At 67.4% G+C, this 15,847-nt stretch carries 19 protein-coding genes; 9 read left to right on the top strand and 10 right to left on the bottom strand.

Annotation, left to right across the window (positions count from 1 at the left end):
• The first annotated feature begins 806 nt into the window (after positions 1-806).
• Together ABH933_RS07760 and ABH933_RS07765 are read left to right on the top strand one after the other, a co-directional pair.
• Positions 807-1,304 carry a hypothetical protein gene (locus tag ABH933_RS07760; protein ID WP_429418693.1) on the top strand — a complete coding sequence of 166 codons (498 nt, stop codon included), beginning with the start codon at positions 807-809 and terminating at the stop codon, positions 1,302-1,304.
• A 172-nt stretch (positions 1,305-1,476) separates the two neighbouring features.
• Positions 1,477-2,151: a DUF6875 domain-containing protein gene (locus ABH933_RS07765; RefSeq protein ID WP_429418695.1), complete on the top strand. Its 675-nt coding sequence runs from the start codon at positions 1,477-1,479 to the stop codon at positions 2,149-2,151.
• Between the two features lie 430 nt (positions 2,152-2,581).
• On the opposite strand, the gene ABH933_RS07770 is transcribed toward ABH933_RS07765, so the two are convergent.
• From ABH933_RS07770 to ABH933_RS07790, 5 genes are all read right to left on the bottom strand, one after another.
• A complete protein-coding gene (locus ABH933_RS07770) occupies positions 2,582-2,839 on the bottom strand; it encodes a hypothetical protein (RefSeq protein ID WP_429418696.1) in 258 nt (85 codons plus the stop codon).
• Between the two features lie 716 nt (positions 2,840-3,555).
• Positions 3,556-3,954 (bottom strand): hypothetical protein, encoded by a 399-nt coding sequence (locus ABH933_RS07775; protein ID WP_429418699.1) that lies wholly within the window; start codon positions 3,952-3,954, stop codon positions 3,556-3,558.
• Positions 3,955-4,093: 139 nt separating this feature from the next.
• Positions 4,094-4,978, bottom strand: coding sequence for a carbohydrate ABC transporter permease (locus tag ABH933_RS07780; RefSeq protein ID WP_215914873.1), 885 nt, complete (start codon positions 4,976-4,978; stop codon positions 4,094-4,096).
• Positions 4,979-5,917 (bottom strand): carbohydrate ABC transporter permease, encoded by a 939-nt coding sequence (locus ABH933_RS07785; RefSeq protein WP_429419231.1) that lies wholly within the window; start codon positions 5,915-5,917, stop codon positions 4,979-4,981.
• A gap of 125 nt (positions 5,918-6,042) precedes the next feature.
• A complete protein-coding gene (locus tag ABH933_RS07790) occupies positions 6,043-7,341 on the bottom strand; it encodes an ABC transporter substrate-binding protein (RefSeq protein WP_429418701.1) in 1,299 nt (432 codons plus the stop codon).
• Between the two features lie 150 nt (positions 7,342-7,491).
• Here ABH933_RS07790 and ABH933_RS07795 point away from each other — a divergent pair, with 150 nt between their 5' ends.
• From ABH933_RS07795 to ABH933_RS07805, 3 genes are all read left to right on the top strand, one after another.
• Entirely contained in the window at positions 7,492-8,331 is an 840-nt protein-coding gene (locus ABH933_RS07795) for a DUF2786 domain-containing protein (RefSeq protein WP_429418703.1), read from the top strand.
• A gap of 68 nt (positions 8,332-8,399) precedes the next feature.
• On the top strand, positions 8,400-8,552 hold the full coding sequence (locus ABH933_RS07800) for a hypothetical protein (protein WP_429418705.1): 153 nt from the start codon (positions 8,400-8,402) through the stop codon (positions 8,550-8,552).
• Positions 8,549-9,061, top strand: coding sequence for a TIGR04338 family metallohydrolase (locus ABH933_RS07805; protein ID WP_429418707.1), 513 nt, complete (start codon positions 8,549-8,551; stop codon positions 9,059-9,061). The genes ABH933_RS07800 and ABH933_RS07805 overlap by 4 nt, the downstream gene beginning before the upstream one ends.
• Before the next feature lie 9 nt (positions 9,062-9,070).
• Here ABH933_RS07805 and ABH933_RS07810 read toward each other — a convergent pair whose 3' ends face one another.
• Entirely contained in the window at positions 9,071-9,841 is a 771-nt protein-coding gene (locus tag ABH933_RS07810; protein ID WP_429418709.1) for an MBL fold metallo-hydrolase, read from the bottom strand.
• Between the two features lie 71 nt (positions 9,842-9,912).
• Between ABH933_RS07810 and ABH933_RS07815 the strand changes: the two genes are divergently transcribed.
• Positions 9,913-10,863 carry a GlxA family transcriptional regulator gene (locus tag ABH933_RS07815; RefSeq protein ID WP_429418710.1) on the top strand — a complete coding sequence of 317 codons (951 nt, stop codon included), beginning with the start codon at positions 9,913-9,915 and terminating at the stop codon, positions 10,861-10,863.
• Between the two features lie 4 nt (positions 10,864-10,867).
• On the opposite strand, the gene ABH933_RS07820 is transcribed toward ABH933_RS07815, so the two are convergent.
• Positions 10,868-11,845, bottom strand: coding sequence for an o-succinylbenzoate synthase (locus ABH933_RS07820; RefSeq protein ID WP_429418712.1), 978 nt, complete (start codon positions 11,843-11,845; stop codon positions 10,868-10,870).
• 28 nt (positions 11,846-11,873) lie between these two features.
• Entirely contained in the window at positions 11,874-12,029 is a 156-nt protein-coding gene (locus ABH933_RS07825; protein ID WP_429418714.1) for a CGNR zinc finger domain-containing protein, read from the bottom strand.
• Positions 12,030-12,181: 152 nt separating this feature from the next.
• Between ABH933_RS07825 and ABH933_RS07830 the strand changes: the two genes are divergently transcribed.
• Together ABH933_RS07830 and ABH933_RS07835 are read left to right on the top strand one after the other, a co-directional pair.
• Complete coding sequence (locus tag ABH933_RS07830) at positions 12,182-12,400, top strand: type II toxin-antitoxin system VapB family antitoxin (protein ID WP_245400203.1); 219 nt, start codon at positions 12,182-12,184, stop codon at positions 12,398-12,400.
• Complete coding sequence (locus ABH933_RS07835; protein ID WP_429418716.1) at positions 12,397-12,816, top strand: PIN domain nuclease; 420 nt, start codon at positions 12,397-12,399, stop codon at positions 12,814-12,816. Before ABH933_RS07830 ends, ABH933_RS07835 begins: the two co-directional genes overlap by 4 nt.
• Before the next feature lie 6 nt (positions 12,817-12,822).
• On the opposite strand, the gene ABH933_RS07840 is transcribed toward ABH933_RS07835, so the two are convergent.
• Positions 12,823-13,992, bottom strand: a complete 1,170-nt coding sequence (locus ABH933_RS07840) for a thiolase family protein (RefSeq protein ID WP_429418718.1) — start codon at positions 13,990-13,992, stop codon at positions 12,823-12,825.
• Between the two features lie 108 nt (positions 13,993-14,100).
• Here ABH933_RS07840 and ABH933_RS07845 point away from each other — a divergent pair, with 108 nt between their 5' ends.
• Positions 14,101-14,592 carry a winged helix-turn-helix transcriptional regulator gene (locus tag ABH933_RS07845; protein ID WP_429418720.1) on the top strand — a complete coding sequence of 164 codons (492 nt, stop codon included), beginning with the start codon at positions 14,101-14,103 and terminating at the stop codon, positions 14,590-14,592.
• A 100-nt stretch (positions 14,593-14,692) separates the two neighbouring features.
• On the opposite strand, the gene ABH933_RS07850 is transcribed toward ABH933_RS07845, so the two are convergent.
• Positions 14,693-15,778, bottom strand: coding sequence for an ABC transporter ATP-binding protein (locus ABH933_RS07850; RefSeq protein ID WP_215922323.1), 1,086 nt, complete (start codon positions 15,776-15,778; stop codon positions 14,693-14,695).
• Between the last annotated feature and the right edge of the window lie 69 nt (positions 15,779-15,847).

The following is a 15,847-nucleotide window of genomic DNA, read 5'->3' on the forward strand; positions in this document are numbered from 1 at the left end:
GGCCTGCATCCGGTTGGGGGTGGCCGCTACGCTCGGGTCCTCATGAGCCCTGGCGCCGAGAGCGAATCGGTTGATGCGCACTCTCGGGGAAGCCATGGCCCTGGCTTGAGACCGCGGCGGCGCGAGGTTCTCGTTGTCGACTTCGCCACGGGATTGCTGTCTGATTGCCAGATATTGTCGCGGTCGCGGCGACAGGGGCCGCAGCACTCGACGGCAGCGGTTCTACGGCTCGGTTCGACAGCGCATCGGAATTCATGTCGCCTGGATTGGCGCACACATCGTCCGTTCTCATGCTTGTCCCTGAGGTGACGGACCGGGGGGCTGCGGCTGCGAGGGCTGGCGGTGCCCAGTAGCGCTGAACGCCGCGGGCTCAGTATCTCACTTGCGGACTGGGCCTGCGGCATTTCGACCGGTGTCCGAACTCGACGTTCCGGGACTCCGGCCTCACTCAGCACGATGCGCCACAACAAGTTGATATGTCAAGAGCCTGATGGAGGCGGAGCCGGCCACCCGGGGGCAGCGTGTCCAGTTGCGACCCAGGTCGGCCAACCCGGACACCGCCGGATCAAAGGTGCTGAGTGGTGAGAGTACCGGGCTCATTGTCGCCTTCGAATCAAGCGCCGTGCGGGTAGCTGGCGAACACGCTAGATGTCGGGTTTGGACATGCTTCTTCGATGTTTCTAACTTGTTGCCGCAAAGTTGCTTGAGATCGGTGAGAGTCCGGCGAGAATGGCTTCGGCATACAAGTTCCTCCAGCCACAATCTCGGGTCAATCCACACATCCATCAATGGAACGGGGTTCGACCATGGCAGTGCGGGAGAGCAGCTGTAATACGACGACGCAGCGCCGGGAAATCGATGTGCAGGCGGAAGTGGAAATGCTACGACTGCGGCTGGACGAGGCGCGGCAAGAGATGCAGAACGCCCGCCAGTACGCGATGCAGGCATCGGGTCTCGCGCGCCAGGCCCAGGCGCAGGCGCGGCAGGTGCAGCAGGTGCAGCAGGACGCCAACCAAGCCAATCAGCAGGCTCGGCAGGCTCGCCAGCAGGCGATCCTCGCCACCAACCAGGCACAGCAAGCCCAGACCGAAGCCGACCGCGCCCAAAGCCAGGCTCAGCGGGCCCAAGGCGAGGCCAACCAATCCCAGCAGCGAGCCAGCAGCGCCCAGGAGCAAGCCGACCAGGCCACCCAACTGGCGCAGCAAGCCGAGGACCAGGTCAACCGGGCACAGGACCGGGCCGGTCAGTGGGAGATGCAACTCCACCAGATCCGCCAGCAGGCCCGGCTCCAACAGGGACGCTGACCCAGCAAGGATGACGCAGTGGATCGCTACGCCACGGGTCGCATCCAAGAGCACTCGACACGAACAGATGTTCGATCCCGAGGCATTGCGTGCTATCGGACTGGTCCTGACAAAGCAACTCCATTCTGCGTCAGCCCCTCCTCGACCGCACCACGGCACAGAGGACTCGATCATGAACTCCACGGACGAATTCATCGGCACACGCTCCGGCGTGAAGCCGACCAGACTGTTCGCCATCGACCCCGGCACTAGCACGGACGAGCACCCCTGCGCCGCGCAATTGCGCGGGTGGACTCTGGACTACCTGTGTCAACCCCATCCCGACCTCGGCCGCCCCGGCCCGGTCTGCCCATATACCAAACATGCCATGGGAGGCCGATACCTCTGGGCGGCATTCATCGAAGGCACCGAGATTGACCAGGAGTACTTCACAGCGATCGTCGACGACATGAACGACCTGTTCCCCGTGCTGCCTCCCGAGGACGGAGCCGGGGCCAAACTCAAAGCCGTCCTCACGGTCTTTCCTGACCTCACCGAGTACACCAACCTGGAGGCGGTCCAGCGCAACCAGAAGACCACGTTCGTCGACCAGGGACTGATGCTGGGGCAGTTCTATCCGGGCTGCACCGTCGCCGGATTGCACAACCCGGAATTCCCCGCGCTCGACTCTCCGTTGCCCCTGCTCGCCGTGCGCCAGATGGCCCCCACGGACTTCGCATTCCTGAAGACCCGGTACGAATGGGTCGAGGCGTACCTCGCGAGGTTTGCCCCCGAGATCCCCAGCTTCCTGAGCCGTTACCTGGCCGACAAACTGGTTGAACGTGGGAAACAGTCGAGGGAGAACTGACCTCGCACTACCAGGCGCCATCGAAGCCGCCCGGCCGCCGACAGATCTCGGATGGTCCCCGATCAGCGCGAGTCGACGCGATCGGCGCTACGCACGACGGGGCACACGGTCCGTGTGCTCGAACCGCCGATATGCGGTCGCTCCGGCAACGAGAACCCCCGGTGCCGGCCGAGCATCGCAGCAGAGGTCACGTGCTTGTGGTGTGTAGTTCCACGCAGCATTCACCGGCGGTCGGGGCCAGCACCGCGGTCACGGGTGTCGGCTTGCAGGCCGGTCAGGACCCCGGTCAGGTAGGCGTGATTGATCCCGCAGACCAGTCCGGGGGACTCGACGGCGAGCGGGTGGAACGGGCAGTTACGCAGTCGCAGGCAACGCGGCGTTTCCCGGCTGGGCTCGAAGCCTTGCTCGGCGAGGGTCGAGTGCAGCAGCGTCAGTGCGCGTTCCGCCCCAGTCGCCCCGGCCGCAGCTGCTCTCGCAGTGTTCGCCCCTCGGCGGCGCCGCGGTCGCCCGCCACGCGGATCGCCGCCTGCTCGGTCATCTGGTACAGCGGCATCGTGCGTGTCGCAGGCGGCCTGACCAAGATGTCGTTGAACTCCAACCTCACCTCCGGGACCTCAACGCGCGTGCGGTCGACGAGTTCGCGGACCTCAGCGAATTGGTCGACGGTCAAGCCTCGGTAGTCGGCCATCGCGTGCCCAGCCATGCACACCGGCGCGAGATGGTGCGCTGTCACACCGAGTTCGGGCAGGATTCGGGTCAGCTCCGGCCAGCGCCTCCGCTGAAAGGTGTCCGGAGCGACGTGAATGTTTCCGAGATCAAATGGCCTTTATAGCATCAGATGCAACACTGTATTGTCTTTTGAGTGGGCCGTCCCCGCTGGTTGATGCCCGGCAGCGGGGGCGCATGCACAGATTTGTCACCGGGTGACTGACGTATGCAACAATGTTGTGTCTGATACAACATTCATCGTGGCGGATGAGGCACCCGGTTCAGTGTGTCTGGTTCTGGCGCGCAACGTCGTGCATCTCAATGCCGAAGAGGCTGTGTTCGAAGCGATGTTGGAAGGATGGGCGCGGCAGCAGCTGGCCCGGTTCTTGAACGAGAGGGGCACTATTCGGCCCCGACTTCGGCTGGTTCGCAGCTTGGTAGTTTTCACCAATCTCTACCCGTGGCAATGGAATCCGGGGGAAGTGGATGCGTGGGCCAGCCATCTAAGATCCGGTGAGAACTCGGTCCGCTGTCGACCCTGCAGTCATGCGGATTGTTCTCTCGCTTCTCCCGCGTCAGCGTGGGCCTCGCGGCAGGTGCTGCTTGCAGCGTGTCTGCGCCGTCTCTAGTCCCTGGATTCTTTACCGCGCCCTGTGGTTTGGCCGAAGAAGAACCCGAGAATCAGTAAGAACGAATTCACATAGACCTCCGGTAGCGCAGTGTGGATGAAAGTCGCGATGCGTCCTTGATCTCGAGCATAATGGCCAGCGACACCAGGCGCTCCTGGCGTTCGAGAAGGCTACGTCTTATATCGCGGAGGCATTCAAGCAACAAAGGAACGGGCAACAGGACCCCATCGATATCCAGCATCTCCATCCTCTGCAGACCGGTCGATTCCCGCCCTCCGTCGGGTTTCTCTAGCCCTTCGATCTCCTCATCGATGACTATGAGTTGCTCGGCTAAATCATCGGCGGACTGATTACTGAAGTCGTCTGAGATGCCATGGGCTTGAAGATATTGCCCCGGCCCACGTCGATCGAATTCTTGACAAATAGATGACAAATAGCCGCAGGTCAGACGATATAGTGTCGCCATGACCTGCGGCTACAGTTTGGTATGAACGTTGGTAACTCACCGGGGACGGGCCCACCGGGAGCGGGCCGTCATCCGCCGGCCCGACGAGCAAGCCCGCTGGTAGGCAACGGCTCGCTGAAGTCGCGGGGAGGCGAGGGAGTTAGCTCTTGACCCCGCCCGCGGTCAGGCCCGAGATGATGCGGCGCTGGAACAGCAGCACCATGATCACCAGCGGGACCGTCACGATGACACCCGCGGCCATGATCGCCGCATAGGGCTGGACCAGCGGATCATTGCCCGAGAAGCGGGCGATCGCGACCGTCACCGGTTCGGTGGCGTCCGAGGACAGCAGGCTCGAGAGCAGGTATTCGTTCACCGCGGCGATGAACGCCAGGATCGCGGTGGTGAAGACCGCGGGCGCGGCCAGCGGCAGCATCACCAGCCGGAACGCCTGCAGGCGCGACGCGCCGTCGATGCGCGCGGCCTCCTCGAGCTCCCACGGCAGCTCGGCGAAGAACGAGGCCAGGATGTACACGGTCATCGGCAGCACGAACGAGATGTTCGGGATGATCATCGCCTGGTAGTGCCCGAGCCAGCCGATGCTGGTGAACAGCTGGAACAGCGGGGTTACCAGCACGACCACCGGGAACATCGACGCGCTCAGTACCAGCCCGGCGACCAGCGTCTTGCCGCGGAAGGTGATGCGCGCCAGGGCGTATGCCGCCATGATGCCGATCAGCAGCGCGATCGCGGTGGTGGCCGCGCCGATGACGACGCTGTTGGTCAGCGCCCGGCCGAAGTTGTTGCCGCGGCTGGTGTCGAAGGCGTTGGTGAAGTTCTTCGTCGTCAGGTGGGTGGGCCACGGGGTGTTGTCGAACTGGTAGGCCGGGTCGCGGAACGCGGTGACGGCCATCCAGTAGAACGGTCCCAGGCCCCACACCAGGATGATCAGCGCGCCGACATAGGTGCTCACGGAACGCAATCGGCGGCTCAGGGGCACTCGCGCCACGATCGGTGCGGCGGCGGTTTCGGTCTCGACGGTCATCTACCGTGCCTTCCGCTGTTCTTCCTGAGTCGAAACCGCATTCGCGCCCAACACCTTCACCAGCACGAATGCCACCGCGAAGATCAGCAGGAAGGTGATCACCGACAGGGCCGAGGCGCTGTTGGCGCCCTGGCGCACCTGGTCGACCACCAGGATCGAGATGGTGCGCGTGTGCGGATTGCCCTGCGTCATGATGGCGGGCAGGTCGTACAGGCGCAGCGCGTCCATCGTGCGGAACAGGATCGCCACCAGCAGTGCGGGTTTGAGCAGCGGCAGCGTGATCTGGGTGAACCGCTGGCGGGCCGAGGCGCCGTCCACGCGCGCGGCCTCGTACACATCGGCCGGAATCACCTGCAGCCCGGCCAGAATCAGCAGCGCCATGAACGGGGTCGTCTTCCAGACGTCGGCGATGATGACCGCGAACCGGGACCACCAGGGATCGGTCTGCCACAGGATGTGGGTGCCCAGCACGCGATTGACCACGCCGTCGTACTGGAACATGAACTCCCACAGCCGCGCCGTGACCGCGGTCGGGATCGCCCAGGGGATCAGCACCGCCGCCCGCAGCAGCGCCCGGCCCTTGAACGTCTTGCCCATCACCGTGGCCATGCCCAGGCCGATGGTCGTCTCGAGCGCCACCGTGATGACCGTGAACAGCACCGTGACGATGATCGAGGCCCAGAACTGCGAGCCCAGGTTGCCGGTCGGGCAGGATTCGATGCCGCCGGAGGGCAATTGGCACTGCTGCGCCAGCCAGTGCGTGTAGTTGCTGAACCCGGCGCTGCCGCCGTTGACGAACATGCCGGTCACCGGGTCGAGGCCGGAGTCCTTCTGGAAGGACATCCACACCGCCCGCACGACCGGATAGCCGATCACGACCGCGAGGGCCACCAGCACGGGTGCGACGAACAGCCAGGCGCGTCCCGGCCCCTGCAGCAGGCCGCGCCGCCCGCTACGCGAACTCGGGCCGGCCTGGGCAGCGGTCACCCCCGCTGCTCCCGAAGGATCTGACACCGTTGACTACTCCTCCGGGCTGGGATTCGAGCTGTGATCGGGGCGGCCGGTCAGGAACCGGCGGCCTCGATCCCCTTCTGCATTCCGGCAATCGCGTCGTCGACCGACTTGGTCCCGGTAATCGCGGCATAGGCATTGTCCTGAATGGCCTTGGACACCGCGGGATAGAACGGGGTCACCGGGCGCGGTACGGCGCTGGCGATCGAATCCTTGAGGGTGGGCAGGTAGGGGAACTTCGCGATCAGCGCCGGATCGTCGTACAGCGACGAGCGGACCGGCGGGAAGGCGCCCTCGGCGACGATGCGCTGGGCGTCCTCGCTGATCAGGAAGCGCAGGAAGTCCAGCGCGGTCGCCTTGTGCTTGGAGTAGGCGCTGATGGCGGCGTTGTAGCCACCCAGGGTGGAGGCGCCGATGCCGTCCTTACCGGGCAGCGGGGCGACGCCGGTCTCACCCTTCACGGCCGAGGCGTCGGCCTGGGCCACGCCGTAGAAGTTCGGCCAGGTGCGCAGGAACAGCAGCTTGCCCTGGGCGAACGCGTTCTGGCTCTCGGGCTCCTCGAAGGAGATGGCCTCCTTGGGAATGTTGCCGTTCTTGTAGGCGTCGGTGAGGACCTGCAGTCCCGAGCGCGCCTGCGGGCTGTTGATGGTGGGGGTCTTGCCGTCCGGGCCGACGAAGGTGCCGCCGAACGCGTTGATGACCTCCGCGGCGTTCACGGTCAGGCCCTCGTAGGGCGCGAACTGTCCCGCGTAGCAACCCACGCCGTGCGCCTTGGCGACGGTGCAGTCCGCGAGCATCTCGGTCCAGGTCTTGGGCGGGTTGGGGACCAGGTCCTTGCGGTAGTACAGCAGGCCGCCGTTGGTGTTCAGGGGCGCGGCGTACAGGTTGCCCTTGTAGGTGGCGCTGGCCACGGTCGGCGAGAGCAGGGTCGAGGTGTCGATTGCGAAGGAATCCTTCAGCGGCTGGATCCAGCCCTTGGCCGCGAACTCCGCGGTCCACGTGACGTCCAGGGCCATCACGTCGTAGTCGGACTGCTTGGCCTGCATGTGCTGGGCCAGGTCGTCGTGCTGCTGGGAGGCGTCGTTGGACTGTTCCTTGAAGGTGACCTTCTCGTCCGGGTGCGCCGAGTTCCAGCGGTCGATGAACTGCTTGACCGCGCCGGTCTCGGAGGTGTCCTTACCCTCGACGAAGGTGATCGGTCCGCGGCCGCTGAGGTCCTGGGAGGCCGGGTTGCTCCCGGTGCCGCTCGAGCAGGCGGATGTGAAGGTCGCGGTGAGCAGGGCCGCGGATGCGGCGGCCAGTGCCGCGCGGGACGCGAGCGAGCGTCGTGACGTCACCTTGTTCAAAGCCATCGATACTCCAGGGTCGAAACGAGCACAGTCGCCGGTGCGCGCGGCGAGATGTGGGACCGTCGTGAGTGGGAACACACTCAGCCGCTTGCACAAGGCAAGATACATTGTTCGGGGCCGGTTGTGTCGGTTGGTTCTCTTATTCTGGTGTCGATGTCGACTCAGCAAACTCAGGACAAGTTGCTCACGCGCATCGGTGGACTGCTGCGTCAGGCGGAGTCGACCGACAACGAGCACGAGGCCGAGGCCTTCCTGACGGCGGCGCAGCGCCTGGCCACCCGGTCATCGATCGATCTGGCCGTGGCGCGCGCCCACGTGACGGGCCGGGAGCGCCGGGCGGTGCCCGTGCAGCGGATCATCGAGATCGGCGCGGCGGGTAAACGAGGCTTGCGCACCTATGTCCAGCTATTCGTGGCGATCGCGGCCGCGAACGATGTGCGCTGCGATGTCGCGCGCTCCTCGACGCAGGTCTACGCCTACGGTTTCGACACCGATATCGCGGCGTGTGAGGCGCTGTACGCCAGCCTGCTGGTGCAGATGGTGCGGGCCTCGGATCTGTACATCAAGTCGAAGCAGTATCGGTCGGCGACGGTGGAGCGGGTGATCGTCGAAAAGCGCTGGGGGCGCACGGTACAGCGGCGGGAGCAGGCGCCGGTCGCGGCGGTGACGGCGCGGCTGAATTTTCAGATGGCGTTCGCCGCACGTGTCGGCCGTCGGCTGGCCGCGGTCAAATCCGAGGTACAGGCCGAGGTTCGCGCCGAACCCACCGCCGCGCCCGGCACGGCGGTGGCGCTGCGGAACAAGGAGCTCGAGCTGACCAGCTTCTACACCCGCACCTCCGAGGCCCGCGGCACCTGGCGCGGGCCGCAGGAGTCGGCCGGCTACTCCCCCGGGGCCCGGCGCGCGGGCGACCGGGCGGGCCGGGCCGCGCGGCTGGGCAATTCGCCCGAGCTCGGTGCGGCCCGTGGGCAGCTCGATCCGGGTGAGGAGTGAGTTCCGCTGGTACGTACCGTCGCCGGCGAGGACTGCCGGGGCGGGGCGCTGGTGTGGAGGGGCGGGCGGTGAGTGCGGCGGGCACGACGGGTGAGGCCGGCACGACGAGTCTCTCTCGCGCCGAACAGATCAAGCGCCTACGGATCGTGGCGGCCGGTGGGGAGGAGGGCGTCGTGCAGAGGGTGCGGGTGCGCGGCGCGGTTCGCGAGGCCGGAGCGTGAGTGTGCGAGATGCACAGCGCGCCAAGGTGTACGACGCCGAGGGGCTGGTGCGGCGGATGTTCGACCGGGCCGATGAGCACGGCATGCGGACCGTGGAGCTGTACGGATCGCAGATCACGCTGCCGATCGAGCGACGGTTCGGTTCGGTGGAATCGGTGCAGGGCTATGTGGATCGGGTGCTGGCGCTGAACTGGGTGCGGGCGCGCTGGGAGCGGTCGGGTACCCCCGTCGCAGTGCGGGCGCGCGCGGGCACGGCCGCGGCCCACTACGAGCCCGAGCGTGCCGTGCTCGCGGTTCCCCTGCATTCCGGCGGAACCGCCTGGGCGCTACGGGAATTGGTGATCCTGCACGAACTCGCCCACCACCTCGCGCCGGCCGAGCCGCAGCTGTCCGCCCACGGTCCCGAATTCTGTTCCCGCTACCTGGATCTGGTCGAGGAGATCATCGGGCCGGAGGCGGCGCTGCTGCTGCGCACGTCCTTGCTGAGCTGTGGCGTGGCCGTGGGCTGAGGTCCGGGCTCACCGGACGGTGATGCACTCGCCGAGCGGGGGGATCCGGAGCTGGGCGGCACGGCCACCGTAGGTGAAGGTGGTCCGAAGGTACTCGAGGTTCTCGCTGAAGTGGGCCCAGCCCTCCGCGTGCACCGGAATGATCGCCGCGTCCCCGAGCGCTTCGGCCGCCTGCAGCGCGGTGCGCCCGTTGAGCGTGACGTCCGAGTCGCCGAAGCGGCCGACGTTCGCCGCGCCGACGTTCAGCAGTGCGATATCGATGCGGCCGATTCTGGCGGCGATCTCCTCGACGAGGGCCACCGAGGCGTTGTCCCCCGAGACGTACACCGTCGGCCATCCCGGCGCACTCAGGACGAAGCCGGTGACCACGCCGGACACCGCCTCGGCGCCCTCGGGTCCGTGCAGCGCGGGGACCCCGGTCACCGTGGCCTCGCCGATCCGCAGGGTCTCCCAGTTCTCCAGTCCGCGCACGCCCGCGATCCGCGCGGCCGCGTCGGGGGTGGACAGCACCTGTCCCGCCGTGGTGAGGAATTCGCGCCCGGACGTGTCGAGGTTGTCCGCGTGCTGATCGTGCGAAAGGAGCACGACATCGATCGGCCCGATCGCATTCGCGGGGACCGCCGGACCGGTCAGCTTGTGCAGCTGGACGGGGCCGGAAGGGTAGTCCTGGGGCTCGTCGAAGGTCGGGTCGGTGAGCCAGGTCAGGCCGGCGTACCGGAACCGGACGGTGGGCCCGCCGACGTGGAGCAGTTCGACTGCGGTGGCGAGTGTTTCGGTCATGGGGATCAGTGTCGTCCGCCTCGGGCGCGGCAAACAGTGGCCCGAAGGCCACTCATCGATATAATTGGGCCATGCATCGGGTCGCAATCCTCGCCTTCGACGGCATCAGCCCCTTTCATCTGTCCGTGCCGGGATTGGTGTTCGGCCGAATCGGCACCAGCGCACGGGAATTCGCGCCGTATCTCGTCGAGACCTGTGCGCAGGAGCCCGGAATCCTGCGCACCCCGGGCGATGTCGAGCTCACCGTGCGCCACGGACTCGAGGCGATCGAGCGCGCGGACACGGTCGTGGTTCCCAGCTGGGATCCCGGACTCGAACTCTCCCCGGCGATTCGACGGGCCCTGACCGATGCGCACGCGCGCGGCGCGCGCATCGTCGGGCTGTGCCTGGGCTCGTGGGCGATCGCCGCCTCGGGGCTGGCCGACGGCCGCGAGCTGACCACGCACTGGTCCACGGCCGCCGCGCTGGCCCGGACTTTTCCCTCGGTCCGGGTCCGCGCCGACGTGCTGTGGACCGATCTGGGCGATGTGGTCACCTCCGCGGGGGTCGCGGCCGCGCTGGACTGCTGCCTGCATCTGGTCCGAGCCGACCACGGCAGTCGCGTCGCCGCCGACCTGGCCCGCATCCTGGTCATGGCCCCGCACCGCGGCGGTTCCCAGGCGCAGTACATCCCGATCGCCGTGCCCGACGTCGGGGGCGACGATCCGATCGAACACGCGATGATCTGGGCCCGAACGCATCTGGGCGACCAGGTCGACCTCGACGGCTGGGCCCGCACCGCGCTGATGTCCCGGCGCACGTTCACCCGGCGCTTCCGGGAGCGCACCGGTTCGAGCCCGCAGCAGTGGCTGCTGCACCAGCGCCTGGACCGGGCCCGGCTGCTGCTCGAATCCACCGACGACACGATGGACCGCATCGCCACCGACACGGGCCTGGGCTCCGCGGTCAACCTCCGCCAGCATTTCCACCGCGCGCTGGGCCTCTCGCCCGCCGCCCACCGGGCGGCATTCCGCAGCGCCTGACGGATTATCGCTCCAGCAGTGCCCACACCCGGGCGAGACGCTCGCGCCACCAGCGGACTCGTTCCGGGTCGGGATGCCGGAACTGTTGCAGCAGTCCGGGATCCGGCTTCGGGGCGGTGCGCGGGACCGGAAGGTGACCGTCAGCGGGGCGCGACGAGTCGCCGACGAGATCGCCCTCGAACAGGTTCACCGTGCCCAGGCCGCAGGCGAAGTCGAGTTCGGGCAGGGCGCCGGCCAGGGCCAGCTGAGCGCCGAGGCCGACGCTGGTCTCGAGCGCGGAGGAGACCACGCAGGGCAGGCCCGCCGCCTCGGCCACTCGCAGGGCGCGGCGGACCCCGCCCAGGGGTGTGCATTTCAGGACGGCGATATCCGCGGCCCCGGCGACGGCGACGCGCAGCGGATCCTCGGCGCGGCGAATGGATTCGTCGGCGGCGATGCGGACGTGCACCCGGCGGCGCACGGCGGCGAGTTCCTCGATGGTGCGGCAGGGTTGTTCGACGTACTCCAAACCGCCTGCGGCGCGGTCGATCCGCTCGATATTGGCGACCGCGGTATCGACGTCCCACACCGCGTTGGCGTCGATCCGCACCGCGCCGCCGGGGCCGAGCGCGGCGCGCACCGCCTCGACCCGGGCCAGATCCTCGCTCAGCGACTCCGGATGGTCCGCCACCTTGACCTTTGCCGTGCCGCAACCCGATCCGGCGACGATCGCGTGGGCGCGCGCGGCATCGACAGCCGGCACCGTGCAGTTGACCGGGATGCGATCGCGCACGGGTTCCGGCCATCCGACGGTGACCTGTTCGAAGGCGGTGGCCAGCCAGCCGGCCGCCTCGCGGTCGTCGTACTCGGGAAACGGGCAGAATTCACCCCAGCCGAGCGGTCCCTCGATCAGCATGCCCTCGCGCACGGTGATGCCGCGGAAGCGGGTGCGCATGGGGATCGCGTAGACGAAGGCGGATTCGAGATCCAGCGGCGCGCTCACCCGGCCAGCCTAATCCGGGCGGGCGCGGCTACTGTTCCCGCGTCGCGCGGAGGGCGCGGACCCGCTCCCGGTTGCCGCAGGTCGCCGACGAGCACCAGCGCCGGGGGAGGCGAGGAATACCGTGCCGGGCCGGGCGCGAGGTGGAATCCGTTTCCCTTGTCCCAGAGCAGTTCTCGGTGATCATCCGATCGGGTCGCGGATTCGACGGCGGACAGCGTACAACGGAATTACCCGGTTGGGCCGCCGCCTGGACCCGGCCGAGCAGGATTGACACCGTGGATGTCCAGGGTGTCGATAGTAGATATCTGAGGTACCATCGATGGAGGAGGTGTTGCAATGGCTATGGTGAAGACACCCATCGAAATCGACGAGCAGGCGCTGGCAACCGCTGCTGAGGTACTCGGCACGAAAACAAAAAAGGACACTGTCAACGCGGCGTTGCGCGAGGTCGGACAGCGTTTGGAACGGTTGCGTGCCCTCGCGCGATTGGGCGAGATGGCCGATGCCGGTGACTTCGACGAATTCCTCGGGAACAAGGCGGCCTACCGGACGTGACGGCTGCCCTCTATCTGATCGACACCTCAGGCCTGTTCCGGATTTTCCAGGACAAGCTCCGAGCTGCGTGGGCAGAGGAAATCACCGCAGGAGTAATCGCGACCTGCCCGGCCGTGGAGTTGGAGTTCCTGTACTCGGCCCGGTCTGCCGCGGATCGAATCGAGAAGCTCCGGCTGCTGCGAACGTTGTTCGGCTGGGTGCCCATGGCGGAACGGGCATATGAACGCGCTGCCGAAGTTCAAGAAATGCTGACAGCCCACGGGCAGCGCCGCTCCGCCGGGCCGGTCGACCTTCTGGTCGCGGCAACGGCGGAGCGGGAGGGCCTGATAGTGCTCGCCGACGACAAGGATTACCGAACCATCGCACGGGTCACCGAGCAACCCGTGCGGATGGTTACCGACCTGCCGCGGCCATAACCTCGTTCAGAGGCGTTCCAGGATCATGGCGTTGGCCAGTCCACCGGCCTCGCACATGGTTTGCAGGCCGTAGCGGGCGCCGCGCTCCTGCATGGCGTGCACCAGAGTCGTGGCGATGCGGGCTCCGGAGGCGCCCAGCGGATGGCCCAGGGCGATCGCGCCGCCGTTGACGTTGACCCTGCTCAGGTCGGCGCCGGTGTCCTTGGCCCAGGCCAGCACGACCGACGCGAAGGCCTCGTTGACCTCGAACAGATCGATGTCCGCCAGGCTCAGGCCGCTGCGCTGCAACACTTTACGGGTCGCGGGAATCACGGCGGTCAGCATCAGCAGCGGATCGTCGCCGGCGACGGAGTAGCTGTGCAGCCTCGCCAGCGGCCGCAGGCCCAGTTGTGCGGCCCGCTCGCCGGTCATGATCAGCACCGCGGCGCTGCCGTCGTTGATCTGACTGGCGTTGGCGGCGGTCACATTCCAGCCGATCTGCGGGAAGCGGGCGGCGTACTCGGGGCTGTAGAAGGCCGGGCGCAGCGCGCCCAGCGTCTCCAGCGTGCTGCCGATGCGGATGCCCTCGTCCGTGGCGAGTCCGTCCAGCGGCGCGAGTTCCGCCGCGAAGGATCCGTTCTTCGTTGCCGCCGCGGCCTTTTCGTGGCTGGACAGGGAGAATTCGTCCATGGCCGTACGGCCGATGTTCCAGCGCGCCGCGATCAGTTCCGCGCTGATGCCCTGTGGCACCAGGCCTTCCGGATAGCGCTCGGCGAACGCCACGCCGCCGATGTCGTCCGCCCCGATCAGGTTGGCGCCCATCGGTACCCGGCTCATCGACTCCAGTCCGGCGGCGACCACGACGTCGTACGCGCCGGCGATCACGCCCTGTGCGGCGAAGGCGATGGCCTGCTGGCTGCTGCCGCACTGCCGGTCGACCGTGGTGGCGGGCACCGATTCGGGATATCCGGCGGCCAGCGCGGCCCGGCGGGTGAGGTTGGCGGCCTGCTCGCCGACCTGGGTGACGACACCGCCGATCACATCGTCGATCAGCACCGGGTCGATGCCGCTGCGCTCGACCACCTCGCGCAGGCTGTGCGCCAGCAGGTCCACCGGATGCACCTGATGCAGGCCGCCGGTGGGCTTGCCCTTTCCGATCGGGGTGCGCACGGCCTCGACGATCACTGCGTCTCTCATGGCGATTCCCTTCGGTCGGCCGCTGCTCCGCGACCTAACTAACTTCCTCTATAGTCAGATTAGAAGCTGGCAATACTCGCCACAAGTCAGAGTTGTATGATGTGCGTCATGCCCGTTGTGCTGGAAGGTCCGTTGCGCGATCTGCGTTCGTGGAAGCCCGATCACTGCTCGATCGTCAAGGCGCTCGACGTCGTCGGCACGCGCTCGGCGATCCTGATCCTGCGCGAGGCGATGTACGGCACCACGCGCTTCGACGGATTCGCCGAGCGTGTCGGCATCACCGACGCCGCCGCGGCCGCCGCGCTGCGCAGGCTCACCGCCGCCGGCCTGCTCCGCAAACGGCCCTATCGGGAAGAGGGCAAACGCACTCGCAACGAGTACGTGCTGACCGAGATGGGGCAGGACGCGCTCCCGGTGGTCCTCGCGCTGTGGCAGTGGGGCGATGCGTACCTGCAGGACGGCATCCCGCCGCTGGAGCGGGTCGAGAACGGTACCGACGACCCGGTCCGGGTGGAGATCCGCAGTGCCGCGGGACGCGAAGTCCCCGTGGACGATCTGCGCATTCGCCTCAACAAGACCTGGCGGCGGCCGCGGGACTGACACCGGTTCCCCGGGCGCGGTATGCCGTTGCGGCGGGCGCTCGTTCCGGATTGCCGCGGCCGGACCGGCCGCACGGGGCCGGCCCAGCCGGGAGAGGAAATCAGTTGAGGCGCTTGCCGTCCGAGGGCTCGAAGAAGTAGATGTGCTCCCCGTCCGCGGTGAGCGAGAGCTTCTCGCCCTTGGCGGGAGGATTGCGCCAGTCGACGCGCGCGACGATGCTTTCGCCGGTGCCCGAACCGTTTTCACCGACGGCACGGCCGTAGACGTAGGCGTCCGAGCCCAGCTCCTCGACCACGTCCACCTCCATCGCGATGCCCGCGTCGCCGCCGGTGAATTCGAAGTGCTCGGGCCGGATGCCGACCACGACGGTGCCGTCGGCGGCGTCGGAGACCGACCGCGGCACCGGCAGCGCGTGCCCGCCGATGCTGACCGTGCCGTCCTTCAGGGGCAGCGTGAACAGGTTCATCGCGGGCGAGCCCATGAATCCCGCGACGAACAGGTTGGCCGGATTCCGGTACAGATCGCGCGGGGTCGCGCACTGCTGCAGGATGCCGTCCTTGAGCACCGCGACCCGGTCGCCCATGGTCATCGCCTCGACCTGGTCGTGCGTGACGTAGACGGTGGTGGTGCCCAGGCGCCGCTGCAGCTGCGCGATCTGGGTGCGGGTCTGCACGCGCAGCTTGGCGTCCAGGTTGGACAGCGGCTCGTCCATCAGGAAGACCTGCGGCTGGCGCACGATCGCGCGGCCCATCGCCACGCGCTGGCGCTGACCGCCGGACAGCGCCTTGGGCTTGCGGTCCAGATACTGCTCCAGGTCCAGGAGCTTCGCGGCCTCGAGCACCCGCTTCTCCTTCTCCGCCTTGGCGACCTTGGCCATCTTCAGCGCGAAACCCATGTTCTCCGCGACGGTCATGTGCGGGTAGAGCGCGTAGTTCTGGAACACCATCGCGATATCGCGCTGCTTGGGTTCGGCATTGGTGACGTCGTTCTCGCCGATCAGGATGCGACCGCCGTCGACATCCTCGAGCCCGGCGAGCATGCGCAGCGAGGTCGACTTGCCGCAGCCGGACGGGCCGACCAGGACCAGGAATTCGCCGTCGGCGATCTCCAGGTTCAGCGCGTCGACGGCGGGTTTGGTGGCGCCCGGGTACAGGCGGGTCGCGTGGTCGAAGGTGACCGTGGCCATGAGAAAACATCCCTTCACCGGCAGGAACGTGCCGGACGATCCGAGTAGAGGGTGGTGGCGGCGGTGCCG

Origin of the sequence: Nocardia sp. GP40 (assembly GCF_050434125.1) — a bacterium.
Taxonomy (GTDB): domain Bacteria; phylum Actinomycetota; class Actinomycetes; order Mycobacteriales; family Mycobacteriaceae; genus Nocardia; species Nocardia albiluteola.